Consider the following 14,899-nt stretch of genomic DNA (forward strand, 5'->3'; position numbering starts at 1 on the left):
ACAGCCGGCTATGTACAGCATGACCACGAGGCCCCCGCTTGCGGGGGCCTCTTCATTCGTGTCGCCGTGGCACATGGCATAGAACAGCCGGGCAAATATCCGCCCCGGCCAGCCAGGTCCCTGGCGAAGCCGACATGGCCCGGGGGCCCGGGCGACTGCGTCCCGCTCAGGCGTGCAGCGGGTTCGGCCGGTCGGTGTCGATCCTGTAAAGCTTCAGCGCGCGCGCTGCGTCCTTTGCGGTCATCGTGCCGTCCTTTGCCAGGGCGTCGATCGCGGCATGGGCGATGTGGAAGCGGTCGACCTCGAAGTGCCGGCGCAGGTTGGCGCGGGTGTCCGAGCGTCCGAAGCCATCCGTGCCCAGCACGGTGTAGTGCATCGGCACGAAAGCGCGGACCTGGTCGGCAAACGCGCGCACGTAGTCGGTGGCCGCGATCGCCGGGCCCTGGTGGCCTTCGAGCAGCCCGGTGATGTAGGCCTTGCGCGGCTTCTTCGCTTCCGGGTTGTGGCGATTCCAGCGCTCGACATCGAAGCCGTCGCGGCTGAGTTCGGTGAAGCTCGGGCAGGACCAGATGTCGGCGGTGACGCCGAAGTCCTTGTCCAGGAGCTCGGCCGCGGCGATGGCCTCGCGCAGGATCGTGCCCGAACCCATCAGCTGCACGCGCAGTTCGCCCTTCCTCGGCTTGCCCGCGTCCTTCAGCAGGTACATGCCGCGGATCACGCCCTCGGCCGCGCCCTCGGGCAGCGCCGGGTGGACGTAGTTCTCGTTCATGAGCGTGAGGTACCAGTACTCGTCCTGCTGCTCGTCGAGCATGCGGCGCATGCCCTCCTGCAGGATCACCGCCACCTCGCCGGCGAAGGTGGGGTCGTAGGCCCGGCAGTTGGGTATGGCGCCGGCCAGCAGGTGGCTGTGGCCGTCCTCGTGCTGCAGGCCCTCGCCGTTGAGCGTGGTGCGGCCGGCGGTGGCGCCAAGCAGGAAGCCGCGCGCGCGCATGTCCGCAGCCTGCCAGGCGGCGTCGCCGACGCGCTGGAAGCCGAACATCGAGTAGTAGATGTAGAACGGCAGCATCGGCAGGTCGTTGCTGCTGTAGCTGGTTGCGGCCGCCATCCACGAGGCGAACGCACCGGCCTCGGAGATGCCTTCCTGCAGCACCTGGCCGGTGGCGTCCTCGCGGTAGTACATCAGCTGGTCGCGGTCGACCGGCTTGTACTTCTGGCCGTCCGGGGCGTAGATGCCGATCTGGCGGAACAGGCCTTCCATGCCGAAGGTGCGCGCCTCGTCGCAGACGATCGGTACCACGCGCGGACCGACCTTCTTGTCGCGCAGGGTGATGCCCAGCGACTGCACGAAGGCCATCGTGGTGCTGATCTCGCGCTCGCCGGTGTCCTTGAGCAGGCGTTCGTACACCTCCAGCTTCGGCGCGGCGAGCGTCTCCGTGCTCTTCCGGCGCCGCTGCGGCAGATAGCCGCCGAGCGCGGCGCGGCGCTCCTTCATGTACTCGATTTCCTCGGACTTCTCGCCGGGGTGGAAGAACGGCACCGCGCCGTCCTTCAGCTGCTCGTCGTCGAGCTGGATCTTGAAGCGGTCGCGGAAGGCGCGCACGGCCTCGTCATCGAGCTTCTTGGTCTGGTGGGTCGGGTTCAGCGCCTCGCCGGCCGACCCCATGCCGTAGCCCTTGACCGTCTTGGCCAGGATCACCGTGGGCTGGCCCCTGGTCTCGACCGCGCTCCGGTACGCCGCGTACACCTTGTGCGGGTCGTGGCCGCCCCGGTTGAGGCGCCAGATGTCGTCGTCGGACAGGTTGGCGACCATCGCCGCGGTCTCGGGATACTTGCCGAAGAAGTTGTCGCGCGTGTACTTGCCGCCAAAGGCCTTGCAGTTCTGGTACTCGCCATCGACGGTTTCCATCATCAGCTTGCGCAGGATGCCGTCCTTGTCGCGGGCCAGGAGTGGATCCCAGTAGCTGCCCCAGATGGTCTTGAGGACGTTCCAGCCGGCGCCGCGGAAGTTGCCTTCCAGCTCCTGGATGATCTTGCCGTTGCCGCGCACGGGCCCGTCCAGCCGCTGCAGGTTGCAGTTGATGACGAAGACCAGGTTGTCCAGGCCCTCGCGGCCGGCGATCGAGATCGCGCCCAGGCTCTCCGGCTCGTCGGTCTCGCCGTCGCCGAGGAAGCACCAGACCTTGCGGTCGGACTTCGGCATCAGGCCGCGCGCCTCCAGGTACTTCCAGTTGCGCGCCTGGTAGATGGCGGCGATCGGGCCCAGGCCCATCGACACCGTAGGCGTCTGCCAGTAGTCCGGCATCAGCCAGGGATGCGGGTAGGACGGGATACCGCGGCCGTCGACCTCCATGCGAAGGTGGTCGATCTGCGACTCGCTGATGCGTCCCTCGAGGAAGGAGCGCGCATAGATGCCGGGCGAGGAGTGGCCCTGGATGTAGAGCAGGTCGCCGGGGTGGTTTTCCGAAGGCGCGCGCCAGAAGTGGTTGAAGCCGACGTCGTACAGCGTCGCGCTGGAGGCGAAGCTGGCGATGTGGCCGCCGAGGTCGCCGGGCTTGCGGTTGGCGCGCACCACCATCGCCATCGCGTTCCAGCGGATGATCGAGCGGATGCGCCATTCCATGGTCTGGTCGCCGGGGATCTTCGGCTCCAGGTGCGGCGGAATGGTGTTGATGTATTCGGTGGTCGGCGCGAACGGCAGGTGGGCGCCGGCGCGGCGGGTCAGTTCGACCATGCCTTCCAGCAGCTGGTGGGCGCGCCCGGTGCCTTCGGCATCGATGACCGCCTTCAGGGACTCCAGCCACTCGCGGGACTCGGTTGGATCCGGATCGTTCTCGAGGACGTCGTTCAGCCAGCTGTTCATGCTCTGCTCCGCAACGGCACACCGGCCGCGTCTGTCGTGGGTCTTGGGACCCCCGATTCTACCAGCGCCGCCGCCAGGGCCGGCGAGCGCGTTTGCCTGATGGCACCCGCTTGGACGATGATCCTGCGGCTGGCCGGCGCTCCTGCGCGCCGGCGCACCGATCCACCCAGGGGAACCCGTCGCCGATGCCCTCCGCCGCCACGCCACTGGTCGCCTCCCGCTGGCGCATTCCGCTGCTGGTCCTGGCCGTGCTCGTGATCGTGGTCGCGCCGTTCCTGCTGCTGCGCATGGCCGAGGAGCGCAACCGCGACGCCGAGACCATGGTGGCGCACACGCTGCAGGTCGAGGCCGCCCTGCAGATCGTCAGCGCCGCGGTGCGCAACATCGAGGCGGTCACGCTGGAACGCCTCCTCGGCGCCGACGCGCCGATTCTCGAGGAGCGCATGGACTACAGCCTCACGGTGATCAAGCCGACGCTGGACACCATCGAGGAACTCACCCGCGACTCGGCCGATCAGCAGGTGCGCATCGGCCGGCTCCGCGAGAGCATCAGCCAGCGCCTGGACCAGATCGAACGCCTGGTCGCGCCCGGCGGCGGAGTCGACCAGGCGGAGCTGCAGCGACTGGCGGAACAGTTCCCGGTGCAGGCGCCGATCGCGGAAATGGTGAACGCCGAGCGCATGCTGCTCGCCGAACGCACCGCGGTCGCGGAACGCGCGCGCAGCCAGGCGTCCTGGCTGTCCGGCGGCACCCTGTTCGCGCAGATCCTGCTGCTGGTTGGCCTGGCCACGCTGGCCGCCCGCGACTCCGACCGGCGCGGCCTCGCGGAAGTCGCCTCGCAGCGCGCCAACCTGCGCGCCGCGGCCGTGCTGGACACCGTGCGCGAGCCGATCGTGCTGCTCGACAAGTCGCTGCGCATCGTGATGCACAACGCCGCCTTCAGCGAGCTGTTCGGACTCGGGGAGGATGGCCGCGGGCAGCTGCTGTCCGAGGTCGGCTCCGGCGCCTGGAACGACGAGGAAACGCTGCGCCGGCTGCGCGACGTCTGCGGCCGCGACCGTGAACTCTGGGACTACGAGCTGACGCAGCGCACCGCCGATTCCATGCAGCGGGTGATGCTGGTCAACGCACGCCTGATGGAGCTTCCCGACAGCGACGACACCGTCGCCCTGGTGACTGCCAGCGACATCAGCCTGCAGAAGGCCAGCGAAGAGCACATCCGCGACCTGAACCGCCAGCTGGAAGGCAAGGTCGAGCAGGTGTCCGACGTCAACCGCGAGCTCGAGGCCTTCAGCTATTCGGTTTCGCACGACCTGCGCGCCCCGCTGCGCCACATCGCCGGCTTCGCCGACAAGCTGCGCCGCCATCTGGGCGAAGACATCGACGAAAAGGGCGCCCACTACATCGGCGTGATCGGTGGCTCGGCCAAGCGCATGTCGGAGCTGATCGACGACCTGCTGGTCTATTCGCGCCTGGGCCGCAGCGCGCTGCGCCTGCAGGCAGTGGACATCCAGTCGCTGGTCGAGGAAACCCGGGCGATGCTCGACAGCAACGTCGCCACCGAGGCACCCGGGCACCACGTGCAGTGGCGCATCGGGCCGATGCCGGTGCTGGTGGCCGACGAGAACATGCTGCGCCAGCTCTGGGGCAACCTGATGGGCAACGCGGTCAAGTACAGCATGCAGAGCGAGCCGGCTGCCATCACCGTCGAGCACGCCCTGGGCACCGACGGCGAGCACGTCTTCAGCGTCCGCGACAACGGCGCCGGCTTCGACATGGCCTACGCCGGCAAGCTGTTCGGCGTGTTCCAGCGCCTGCATGCCCCCAGCGAATTCAGCGGCACCGGCATCGGCCTGGCCAGCGCAAAGCGCGTGGTCACCCGGCACAATGGCCGCATCTGGGCCGAAGCCGAGCCCGGCAAGGGCGCTACTTTCCATTTCACTCTCCCAGCCAACCTCGACCTGAGCCAACGGAGTCAGACCGCATGACCGCCATCCGCACGATCCTCCTCGCCGAGGACAGCCCGCACGACGCCGAGATGGCCGTCGACGCTTTGAGGGACGCCCACCTCGCCAACCCCATCGTCCACGTCGAGGACGGCGTGGAGGCGCTCGACTACCTGTTCCGCCGCGGCAAGTTCGCCGACCGTCCCGAGGGCGACCCGGCCGTGCTGCTGCTCGACATCAAGATGCCGCGCATGGACGGCCTGGAGGTCCTCACCGAGCTGCGCAAGCACGAGAGCCTCAAGCGCATGCCGGTGGTGATCCTGTCGTCCTCGCGCGAAGAGAACGACCTTGCGCGCAGCTGGGACCTCGGCGTCAATGCCTACGTGGTGAAGCCGGTCGATGTCGACCAGTTCTTCGAGGCCGTGCGCACGCTGGGCAAGTTCTGGGCGGTGCTCAACGAGTCCCCGGGCGAAGGCTGACGTCGCCGTGCTCCGCGTGCTGATCGTGGATGATTCGCGCGACGACGCCGAGCTGACGGAATTCGCGCTGCGCGAGGCCCGGATCGTGATCGAATGCCGCAGCGTCCAGCGCGAAAGCGCGCTGCCCGCGGCCTGCGAGGGCTTCGTCCCGGATCTGGTGCTCTGCGACCTCAACCTCCCCGGCTGGTCCTGCGCGGAGGTTCTGGCGGCGGCCCGGCGGCATGCGCCGGAGGCCTGCTACGTGATCCTGACCGGTGCCGAGCCGCCGCAGGGCGCCGGCGAGCTGCCCGACGCCCACGCGGTGGTGCTGAAGGACGACCCCGCGCGCCTGGTCGAACTGGCGCGCGGACTCGTTCGCGCCTAGACGCCGTCCGCTTCCGCGGACCCGCCGCCGCTGCTGCTGCGACGCACGGCGCGGATCTGCGCTTCCACCGCGGTGATCGCGGTCATGTTGACCACGCGCCGCGGCGTGCTGCCCGCGGTCAGCACGTGCGCAGGATGGTCGACGCCCATCAGGATCGGTCCGAGCGCCACGCCGTCGGTCATCACCCGCACCAGGTTGTAGGCGATGTTGGCCGAGTCGATGTTGGGCAGCACGTACATGTTGGCGCGGCCGGTGAGGGTGGTGTTCGGACACATGCGCTCGCGCAGCACCGCGTCCCATGCGGTGTCGCCCTGCATCTCGCCGTCCATGTCCAGGCGCGGCGCGCGCTTCACCAGGATCTCGCGCACCCGACGCATCTTCGCCGCGCTCGGGTTGTCGTGGCTGCCGAAGTTCGAATGCGACAGCAGCGCCACCCGCGGCTCGATGCCGAACAGCTTGAGCCGGTAGGCGCCCTGCAGCGTGGCCTCGGCGATCTGTTCGGCCGTGGGATCGACCTGCACGTGGGTGTCGAGGAAGAACCACACGCCGCGGTCGTTGATCACGCCGGTCATGGCCGAGGTGCCGGCCACCCCGCGGTCGAGCCCGAACACGGTGCGCAGGTAGCCGAGCTTCTTGTGGTAGCGGCCGACCAGGCCGCAGATCATGCCGTCGGCCTCGCCGCGCTGGACCATCAGCGCCGCGATCAGAGTGGCGCGCGAGCGCACCAGGTTCTTGGCCGCGTCCGGGGTCACGCCGCGGCGTTCGGTGAGCGCGTGGTACTGGCGCCAGTAGTCGCCAAAGCGCGGGTCGTCGTGGATGTTGGTGAGTTCGAAGTCGCGGCCTTCCTCCAGGCGCAGGCCCAGGCGCTCGATGCGCTGTGCGATGACCTCGGGCCGGCCGATCAGGATCGGCCGCGCAAGCTGCTCGTCGGCCACCGACTGCACCGCGCGCAGCACCGTTTCCTCTTCGCCTTCCGCGTAGACGATGCGCTTCACGTCGGCGCGCGCGCGCTCGTAGACCGGCTTCATGACCAGGCCGGTGCGGTGCACGAACTGGCCCAGCTTCTCGCGATAGGCATCGACGTCGGCCAGCGGCCGGCGCGCCACGCCCGACTCCATGGCCGCCTGCGCGACCGCGGGCGCGAGGGTCATCAGCAGGCGCGGGTCGAAGGGCCGGGGGATGAAGTAGTCGGCGCCGAAGGACAGCACGTCGCCGCCGTACGCGGCGCCGAGGTCGGATGATTCCCGCCGCGCCAGGTCCGCGATCGCATGCACGCAGGCGAGCTTCATGCGCTCGTTGATCTCGGTCGCGCCGACGTCGAGCGCGCCGCGGAAGATGTAGGGGAAGCAGAGGACGTTGTTGACCTGGTTCGGATAGTCGGAGCGACCGGTGGCGATGATGCTGTCCGGGCGCGCGGCGCGCGCGGCATCGGGCAGGATCTCGGGATGGGGGTTGGCCAGGGCCAGGATCACCGGGCGCGCGGCCATGGTCGTGACCATGTCGGTCGTCAGCACGCCGCCGGCGGAGAGGCCCAGGAACACGTCGGCGCCCTCCACGATCTCGCCCAGGCTGCGCTTTGTGGTGTCGCGGGCGTAGCGCGCGCGGTCCGGATCCATGCCTTCGCGCCCGGTGTGGATCACGCCGTCGCGGTCGGCGGCGAGGATGTTGGCCGGCGTCGCGCCCAGCGCCACCAGCATGTCCAGGCAGGCGATGCCGGCCGCACCGGCGCCGGAATGCGCGATCTTCACTTCGTCGATGCGCTTGCCGGCGATCTCCAGGGCGTTGATCAGCGCCGCGCCGACGATGATCGCGGTGCCGTGCTGGTCGTCGTGGAACACCGGGATCTTCAGCCGCTCGCGCAGCTTGCGCTCGACGATGAAGCACTCCGGCGCCTTGATGTCCTCGAGGTTGATGCCGCCGAAGGTCGGTTCGAGGCTGGCGATGATGTCGACCAGCCGGTCGGGATCGCGCTCGTCGACTTCAATGTCGAACACGTCGATGCCGGCGAACTTCTGGAACAGCACGCCCTTGCCTTCCATCACCGGCTTGCTCGCCAGCGGGCCGATGTCGCCCAGGCCCAGCACCGCGGTGCCGTTGGTGATCACCGCCACCAGGTTGCCGCGGGCGGTGAGCGTGCTGGCCTCGTCGGGCTCGGCCACGATCGCCTCGCAGGCGTAGGCCACGCCGGGCGAGTACGCCAGGGCCAGTTCGCGCTGCGTCACCAGGGCCTTGGTCGGGACCACCTTGATCTTGCCGTGCGGACTGACCCGGTGGTAGTCGAGCGCCGCCTGCTTGAACTCTTCGGTGGACGACGGGCTGGCTGGCGGCTGTTCGGTCATGGCGTGGCTGTGGTCCTGGCGGGCCGTCCATTCTAGCTCCCCGGGCCGGTGCGGCCCGGCGATGCCATAACCCCGGGTTATGCGCGGACGGCATCTTTTCAATGGCGGGACATATGCCCAGGACCGAAGATGGAACTCCCCCTGCCCAGCCGGGCCGCACAGGACGCACCAGGCCATGCCCGCCACCGTTTCCGCCTCATCCACCGCCGCCACGGACGCATCGCGCTGGCCGCCGCCGTTCCTGCTGTACCTGGGCAACGCGGCGGACGACCTTGCCGCCAAAACCGCGCGCGGGCTGGTGCAGTTCCGGCCCGAATGGTGCGTGGGCCAGTTCCGCGGGCCGGAATGCAGGACCAGCGTGCACGTGCCGGACATGGACTTCGCCCAGGCCCGCGCCGCCGGCGCCAACACCATGATTGTTGGCGTGGCCAATGCCGGCGGGCGGCTGGGCGCGGACTCGGTCGCGGACATCATCGCGGCGCTGGATGCCGGCATGAACGTCGCCTCGGGCCTGCACGAACGGCTGGTCTCGCACCCGGAGATCGTCGAGGCCGCGCGCCGCAACGGTCGCCACCTGTTCGACGCCCGCACCCCGCCGGCCACGCCGGTCGGCAACGGCGCGAAGCGCGCCGGGTGCCGGCTGCTGACCGTCGGCACCGACTGTTCCACCGGCAAGATGTACACCACGCTGGCGCTGGAAACCGAGATGCGCGGCCGCGGCCTGGCCGCCGACTTCCGCGCCACCGGCCAGACCGGCATCTTCGTGGCCGGGCGCGGGATCCCGATCGACGCGGTGGTCGCCGACTTCATTTCAGGCGGCATCGAATGGCTGTCGCCCGAGCGCCACGATGGCGGCTGGGACCTGATCGAAGGCCAGGGGTCGCTGTTCCATCCCTCGTACGCGGGCGTGTCGCTGGGCCTGCTGCACGGCGCCCAGCCCGACGCACTGGTGCTGTGCCACGAACCCGGCCGCCCGCACATGCGCGGCCTCCGCCACTACCCGCTGCCCGGCCTGGCCGCCACGCTGGAAGCAAACCTCGCCGCGGCACGGCTGACCAGTCCCGGCGTGGTCGCGGTCGGCCTGGCACTCAACACCTCGAAGCTCGACCCGGCCGGTGCCGAGCGCGCCTGCCGCGAGGCCGAGGACCTGCTCGGACTGCCGGCACAGGACCCGATGCGCGGCGGCGTGGCGCGGATCGTCGACCGGCTGCTGGAATCGGTGCCGTGCTGAGCCTGGCGCATGCCAGCCACATGCTGGCGACGCCCTTCCGGATCTCGCGCGGCACGCGCACCTCGGCCGAAGTGGTGGTGGCGACGGTCAGCCGCGGCGGATGCACCGGCCGCGGGGAGTCGATGCCCTACGCGCGCTACGGCGAAAGCGTGGCCTCGGTGATCGACCAGGCCTCGCTGCTGGCCCCGGCCATCGCCGGCGGCCTGGACCGGCGCGGACTGTGCGAACTGCTGTCCCCGGGCGCAGCGCGCAATGCCCTGGACTGCGCGCTCTGGGACCTCGAGTCGCAGCAGCAGGCGGCCGCGGTCGCGTCGCTGCTGGGCCAGCCCGATGTCCCGCCCCTGGTCTGCGCGCAGACCGTGGGCCTCGACACGCCGGAACGCATGGCCGAGGCGGCGCGCGCGCTCGCCCACCTCGACCTGGTGAAGATCAAGGTCGATGCCACCGATCCCGCCGCACAGATCCGCGCCGTGCGCGACGTGCTGCCCCGTGCACGCCTGATCGTCGATCCCAACGAAAGCTGGTCCTTCGAACTGCTGCAGGCGATGCAGGCGGTGCTTGCGGAGGCCCGCATCGACCTGGTCGAGCAGCCGCTCCCTGCCGGCGAGGACGACGCCCTGCTCGGATTCGTACCGGTCACGCGCCTGTGCGCCGACGAGTCCTGCCACACCGCGGACGACCTGGCGCGCCTGCGCGGGCGCTACCAGGTGGTCAACATCAAGCTCGACAAGACCGGCGGCCTCACCGGCGCGCTGGAACTCCTGGACGCGGCGCGCGTGCAGGGCTTCGAGATCATGGTCGGCTGCATGATCAGCTCCTCGCTTGCGATCGCGCCGGCGTGGCACATCGCGCGCCACGCCGAATTCGTCGACCTCGACGGGCCGCTGTGGCTGAAAGACGACCACGCCGGCGGCGTGGCCATGCGCGACGGCCTGCTGCAGCCCGCGGCACCGGCGCTGTGGGGTGGCGGCACTCGCGCCAGGGACGCGCACGCCGCATGAGGGCCGCCCGCGGCCTGATGGTTGCCTGCCTGCTGCTGCCCGCCGGATGCGCCAGTCGGCCGCAGCCGCAGCAGCCGTCCGCAGTCGAGGCCAGGAATGAAGCTGACACCCTGATCCACGGCGGCCTGCTGTTCGACGGTGGCGACGGGCCCGGCCGGAGCGCCGACATCGCGATCCGCGGCGACCGCATCCTCGAAGTCGGACCCGGCCTGCGACGGCGCTACCGCGCGGCGCGCGAAATCGACGCCAGCGGCCACGTGGTGTCGCCGGGGCTGATCGACCCGCATACCCATCCCGACACCTACCTGCGCTCGCAGGATCCGGCGATGCGGCGCCTCCTGCCCTGGCTGCACCAGGGCGTGAGCACGATCTTCATCGGCATCGACGGCGGCGGCACACCGGATATCGCCGCCGAGCGCGCGGCGCTGGAAGCCGCGGGCACCGGCACCAACGTCGCCGCCTACGTCGGCCTCGGCCCCGTGCGCCGACGCGTGCTTGGGCACGATGCACGCGCACCCGACGACGCCGAGCTGGCGCGCATGCGCGGCCTGGTCGCGAACGCGATGTGCGAGGGCGCCTTCGGCCTCTCCGCCGGCCTGTTCTACGCGCCGCAAAGCTTCGCTTCGACCGACGAGGTGGTCGCGCTCGCGCACGAAGCCGGCGTCCGCGGCGGGATCTACGACACCCACCAGCGCGACGAATCGAGCTACTCGCTGGGCCTGATGGGCTCGATCGAGGAAGTGCTGGAAATCGGCCGGCGCGCACGGCTTCCGGTGCACATCGCGCACATCAAGGCGCTGGGCGCGGACGTCCACGGCAGCGCAGGCGACATCGTCGCGCGCATCGAGCGCGCGCGCGCCGAAGGCCAGCGCGTGACCGCCGACCAGTATCCGTGGCTGGCCTCCTCCACCAGCCTTGGCGCCGCGCTGCTGCCGCGCTGGGCGGTGGACGGCGGGCGTCCGGCGCTGTTCGAGCGGCTCGACGACCCGGTCAATGCCGCCCGCATCCGCGACGGCATCCGCGACAACCTCAAGCGCCGCGGCGGTGCCGACGCGATCCTGATGACCGGCACCGGCTGGCCGTGGAGTGCGCGCACGCTGCAGCAGTTCGCCGTCGAGGCCGGCCTCGACCCTGTCGAAGCCGCGCTGCGCATCATCCGCGAAGGCGGCACCGGGCGCACCGGCTCGGCGCAGCGCATCGCCTCGTTCAACATGCGCCGCGATGACGTCGACCTGCTCATGCGCCAAGCCTGGGTGCTGACCGCCTCCGACGGCGGCGATGGCCACCCGCGCCAGTACGCGACCTTTCCCGAGAAGTACGCGCGCTTCGTCGTGGGTGAGGGTGTGATCGACCTGGCCGCTTTCATCCACCGCTCCACCGGGCTGACCGCGACCACGTTCGGCATCGCCGATCGCGGCTTCCTGCGCGCCGGGCAGTTCGCAGACGTGCTGGTGTTCGACCCGGAGGCCTACGCGCCGAAGGCCGACTACATCCGGCCGGACGTGCTGTCTACGGGCGTCGTGCACCTGTTCGTCAACGGAATACCGGTGATCGACGAGGGCCATGCGGCACATGCCCTGCCGGGCCGCATGCTCCAGCATCGTCCGCCTCCGGGCACCTGCCCCTGAGCACCGCCCGCCACCCGCGGGCGGCCTGAGACCGAGAAGGAAGCCATGCTGCAACTCGACGCCGTCCAGACCCTCGCCCTCGCCGGCATCGCGCTGTTCATTGGCTATGCGCTGTGCCGCGTGATCCCCGTGCTCGGCCGTTACAACCTGCCGCCGCCGGTGATCGGCGGACTGGTGTTCGCGATCGCGGCCTGGATCGCCCACGACCGCGGCACGACGCTGTTCGTGCTCGACACCGGGCTGCAGAGCCCTTTGATGATCGCGTTCTTCACCACCATCGGCCTCAACGCCAGCCTGCGCCTGCTGAAGATCAGCGGCAAGCAGGTGATGGTGTTCCTGGCCCTGGCCACCGTGTTCGCGGTGGCGCAGAACCTGCTCGGCATGGCGGTGGCGATGGGCTTCGACCTGCACCCGCTCTTCGGCGTCCTCGCAGGCTCGACCACGCTGACCGGCGGCCCGGCGACGGGGCTGGCGTTCGCGCCGCTGTTCGAAGCGGCCGGCGTGGAAGGCGCGGAATCGATCGCGGTGGCCGCGGCGATGTCGGGCATCGTGCTGGGCGGACTGATCGGCGGGCCGGTGATCACGGTGCTGATCCGGCGCTTCAAACTGGTGTCCTCGCGGCCGCAGGACCACACCTCGCCCGAGGACCTCCAGGCCGCCGGCCCGCCGCTGACCGAAGCCCAGCGCGAATACGGCGCGCTGAAGAGCATTGTGGTGATCCTGGTGGCGATGTGGCTGGGCAGCTGGGTCAGCGACCTGATCTCGACCACCGGCATCACCCTGCCCGCCTACGTCGGCGCGATGCTGGTCGGCGCGGTGATCCGCAACATCGACGACGCCACCGGCTGGATCGGCATGTCGGTGCCGACCACCGACCTCATCGGCAACGTCAGCCTGGCGCTGTTCCTGTCGGTGGCGTTGATGAACCTCAAGCTGTGGGAACTGGCCGGCCTGGCGATGCCGCTGCTGGTCAACCTGGGCCTGCAGGTGGCGATGGTGGCGGCGTTCTGCCTGGTGGTGTTCCGGATGATGGGTCGCGACTACGACGCCGCGGTGATGGGTGGCGGCTTCATCGGCTTCATGCTCGGCACCACAGCGAACGCGATGGCGGTGATGCGCACCCTGGTCGAGCGCTACGGCGCGGCGCCGCGCGCGTTCCTGGTCGCGCCGCTGGTGGGCGCGTTCTTCATCGACTTCAGCAACGCGCTGATCATCACCGGGTTCATCAACTTCTTCAGTTGACCGGCACGTCGTACAGCGGCCCCGGCACCACGCCGGTCTGGAAGCTGTAGTGCCACCATTCCATCGGATAGTTGGCGAAGCCGCCGGCGGCCATCGCGTCGCGCAGCAGGTGGCGGTTGGCGCGCTGCTCCGCGCTGGCCTCCGGCGAATCGGTATTGGCGCGGGTGCCGAAGAAGTCGAAGCCGGTGCCCATGTCCAGCGGCGCGCAGTCCAGGCCGCGATCGTCGCAGCGCAGCACGGTGAGGTCGACGGTGTGGCCGCGGCTGTGGCCCGAAACCTCCGCGATGTAGCCGTCGAGCAGCTGCTGCTTGTCCAGGTCCGGGTAATGGGTGGCCTTGGTGGCGACGTCGCCGGCATCGCCGACCCAGCGCATGAAGTGCGTCACCGCGCGCACCGGGCGGTAGCAGTCGAAGATGTGCAGGCGCATGTCCCGCTCGCGCAGCGAGGCCTCAACCCGCGCCAGCGCCTCGGCCGCCTCGCGCTTGAGCCAGCAGCGCGGCGCTTCGTAGCCGTCCACCGGCGCGCCGACGAAGTTGTCGCTGCCGGCATAGGCGATCGCCTGCGACATGTCCGGCACCAGGCTGCGGATGTCGACCATGCCCGCCGCGTCCATCGTGGCCGCGCCGGAGACGACGGGCGCGGCCGGCGTCTCCTCAAGGCCGGCGATGAAGTGCTCGTGCAGCGCCCGGTTGACCGCCGTCCGCAACGCCTCCTCGCCGCGGCTGCCGTTGGTGATCACGACGAAGCCGTACTTCCTCTCCGCATCGAAGAACATCGAGCTGTACAGGCCGTAGGCCGATCCGGTGTGGCCGGTCAGCACCACCCCGGGCACCAGGGTCCGGTCGGTGCGCATGGCCAGGCCGTAGCCGCCGCTGCCGCCGTCGATGGCGACGGTGGGCGTCTGCATCGCCACCGCGCTCGCCGGGCTGATGATGCGCACGCCGTTCCACTGGCCGTGGTTCATGTGCATCAGCATGTACTTCGCCAGGTCCGGTGCCGGGATCTTCAGCCCGCCCGTGGGCGAGAACAGGGGGGCGTCGCGGCCCATGGCATAGCCCTGCAGGCGTTCGGCCAGCGGCGCGTAGGCCGCCTCCGAACGCACGAAGCCATCGCCCTCGCGCCAGCGGTAGATCCAGGCGATACGGTTCCGGTCCAAAGCGTCCACCAGGTGGCCACCGTAGAGGCCGAGCGGTTGGAGCACGTGCTTGCGGACGTAGGCGTCGAAGCGCTCGCCGGACACGCGCTCGACGATCGCGCCGGCCATGTTGTAGCCGAGGTTGGAATATTCGTAGCGCTCACCGGGCGCGCGGTCGGCATAGCGCTCCCGCCACGCGCCGCCTGCTCCGGGATCGATGGCATCGAGGCTGCCGTACTGCTCGCCGTCGGTGATCGACGAAGTGTGGTTGAGCAGCATCCGCAGCGTGACCGGGCGCTCCGGGAACGCCGGGTTGCGCACAGGGAAGCCGATCAGGCCGCCAACCTCGTCGTCCAGCGACAGGCGGCCCTGCTCCACCAGCTGCAGGATGGAGGTGGCCACGAAGGACTTGGAGATGGAGGCGATGCGGAAGGCGTCATCCTGTTCAAGGGGAACCTGCCGCTCCAGGTCCTTCCAGCCCAGGCTGCCGCTGTAGACGATGGCGTTGTCGCGGACCACCACCACCGCCAGGCCCACCGTGCCGTGCTCGTCCATCAACCCGCGCAACCGGTCCTCGATGCCCCCGGCCGCCGCGGACGGCAGCCAGGCGCAGCAGGCCAGGACGACGGCGAACAGTGCCAGGGCGCGACCGGCCCTGCTGCGTTGCTTCATGG

10 protein-coding genes are annotated in these 14,899 nt (G+C 70.0%); 7 read left to right on the top strand and 3 right to left on the bottom strand.

All coding sequences use genetic code 11. The features are described 5' to 3' along the window. Positions 1 to 166 precede the first annotated feature (166 nt). The gene (aceE, locus tag WCE37_RS12330) at positions 167 to 2,860 is read right to left on the bottom strand and encodes a pyruvate dehydrogenase (acetyl-transferring), homodimeric type (RefSeq protein ID WP_343279617.1); all 2,694 of its coding nucleotides are present in this window, start codon (positions 2,858 to 2,860) and stop codon (positions 167 to 169) included. A 185-nt stretch (positions 2,861 to 3,045) separates the two neighbouring features. Here aceE and WCE37_RS12335 point away from each other — a divergent pair, with 185 nt between their 5' ends. Genes WCE37_RS12335 through WCE37_RS12345 form a run of 3 tightly spaced genes read left to right on the top strand, consistent with a single transcriptional unit; the run spans position 3,046 to position 5,649 of the window. Continuing rightward, entirely contained in the window at positions 3,046 to 4,848 is a 1,803-nt protein-coding gene (locus WCE37_RS12335) for an ATP-binding protein (protein ID WP_343279618.1), read from the top strand. Beyond that, the gene (locus WCE37_RS12340; protein ID WP_343255901.1) at positions 4,845 to 5,285 is read left to right on the top strand and encodes a response regulator; all 441 of its coding nucleotides are present in this window, start codon (positions 4,845 to 4,847) and stop codon (positions 5,283 to 5,285) included. The genes WCE37_RS12335 and WCE37_RS12340 overlap by 4 nt, the downstream gene beginning before the upstream one ends. A 7-nt stretch (positions 5,286 to 5,292) precedes the next feature. Further along, complete coding sequence (locus WCE37_RS12345; protein WP_343279619.1) at positions 5,293 to 5,649, top strand: response regulator; 357 nt, start codon at positions 5,293 to 5,295, stop codon at positions 5,647 to 5,649. Here the strand turns inward: WCE37_RS12345 and WCE37_RS12350 are convergent. Next, entirely contained in the window at positions 5,646 to 7,988 is a 2,343-nt protein-coding gene (locus WCE37_RS12350; protein WP_343279620.1) for an NADP-dependent malic enzyme, read from the bottom strand. The genes WCE37_RS12345 and WCE37_RS12350 overlap by 4 nt on opposite strands. A gap of 175 nt (positions 7,989 to 8,163) precedes the next feature. On the opposite strand from WCE37_RS12350, the gene dgcN reads away from it, so the two are divergent. Genes dgcN through gltS form a run of 4 tightly spaced genes read left to right on the top strand, consistent with a single transcriptional unit; the run spans position 8,164 to position 13,090 of the window. After that, the gene (dgcN, locus tag WCE37_RS12355) at positions 8,164 to 9,219 is read left to right on the top strand and encodes an N-acetyltransferase DgcN (RefSeq protein WP_343279621.1); all 1,056 of its coding nucleotides are present in this window, start codon (positions 8,164 to 8,166) and stop codon (positions 9,217 to 9,219) included. Next, positions 9,213 to 10,220: an N-acetyl-D-Glu racemase DgcA gene (gene dgcA / locus WCE37_RS12360; protein ID WP_343279622.1), complete on the top strand. Its 1,008-nt coding sequence runs from the start codon at positions 9,213 to 9,215 to the stop codon at positions 10,218 to 10,220. Before dgcN ends, dgcA begins: the two co-directional genes overlap by 7 nt. After that, positions 10,217 to 11,848, top strand: coding sequence for an amidohydrolase family protein (locus tag WCE37_RS12365; protein ID WP_343279623.1), 1,632 nt, complete (start codon positions 10,217 to 10,219; stop codon positions 11,846 to 11,848). Before dgcA ends, WCE37_RS12365 begins: the two co-directional genes overlap by 4 nt. 45 nt (positions 11,849 to 11,893) lie before the next feature. Then, positions 11,894 to 13,090, top strand: coding sequence for a sodium/glutamate symporter (gene gltS, locus WCE37_RS12370; protein ID WP_343277252.1), 1,197 nt, complete (start codon positions 11,894 to 11,896; stop codon positions 13,088 to 13,090). On the opposite strand, the gene WCE37_RS12375 is transcribed toward gltS, so the two are convergent. Next, the gene (locus WCE37_RS12375; protein ID WP_343279624.1) at positions 13,083 to 14,897 is read right to left on the bottom strand and encodes a serine hydrolase; all 1,815 of its coding nucleotides are present in this window, start codon (positions 14,895 to 14,897) and stop codon (positions 13,083 to 13,085) included. The two genes, gltS and WCE37_RS12375, sit on opposite strands and share 8 nt — an antisense overlap. Positions 14,898 to 14,899: the final 2 nt, after the last annotated feature.

It is taken from the genome of Luteimonas sp. MJ250 (genome assembly GCF_039548455.1).
Classification (GTDB): Bacteria; Pseudomonadota; Gammaproteobacteria; order Xanthomonadales; family Xanthomonadaceae; genus Luteimonas.

Coding starts and splice junctions, on each gene's coding strand:
- WCE37_RS12350 (WP_343279620.1), bottom strand. CDS start 7,988: ATGACCGAACAGCCGCCAGCCAGCCCGTCGTCCACCGAAGAGTTCAAG.
- WCE37_RS12335 (WP_343279618.1), top strand. CDS start 3,046: ATGCCCTCCGCCGCCACGCCACTGGTCGCCTCCCGCTGGCGCATTCCG.
- dgcN (WP_343279621.1), top strand. CDS start 8,164: ATGCCCGCCACCGTTTCCGCCTCATCCACCGCCGCCACGGACGCATCG.
- gltS (WP_343277252.1), top strand. CDS start 11,894: ATGCTGCAACTCGACGCCGTCCAGACCCTCGCCCTCGCCGGCATCGCG.
- WCE37_RS12375 (WP_343279624.1), bottom strand. CDS start 14,897: ATGAAGCAACGCAGCAGGGCCGGTCGCGCCCTGGCACTGTTCGCCGTC.
- WCE37_RS12365 (WP_343279623.1), top strand. CDS start 10,217: ATGAGGGCCGCCCGCGGCCTGATGGTTGCCTGCCTGCTGCTGCCCGCC.
- WCE37_RS12340 (WP_343255901.1), top strand. CDS start 4,845: ATGACCGCCATCCGCACGATCCTCCTCGCCGAGGACAGCCCGCACGAC.
- aceE (WP_343279617.1), bottom strand. CDS start 2,860: ATGAACAGCTGGCTGAACGACGTCCTCGAGAACGATCCGGATCCAACC.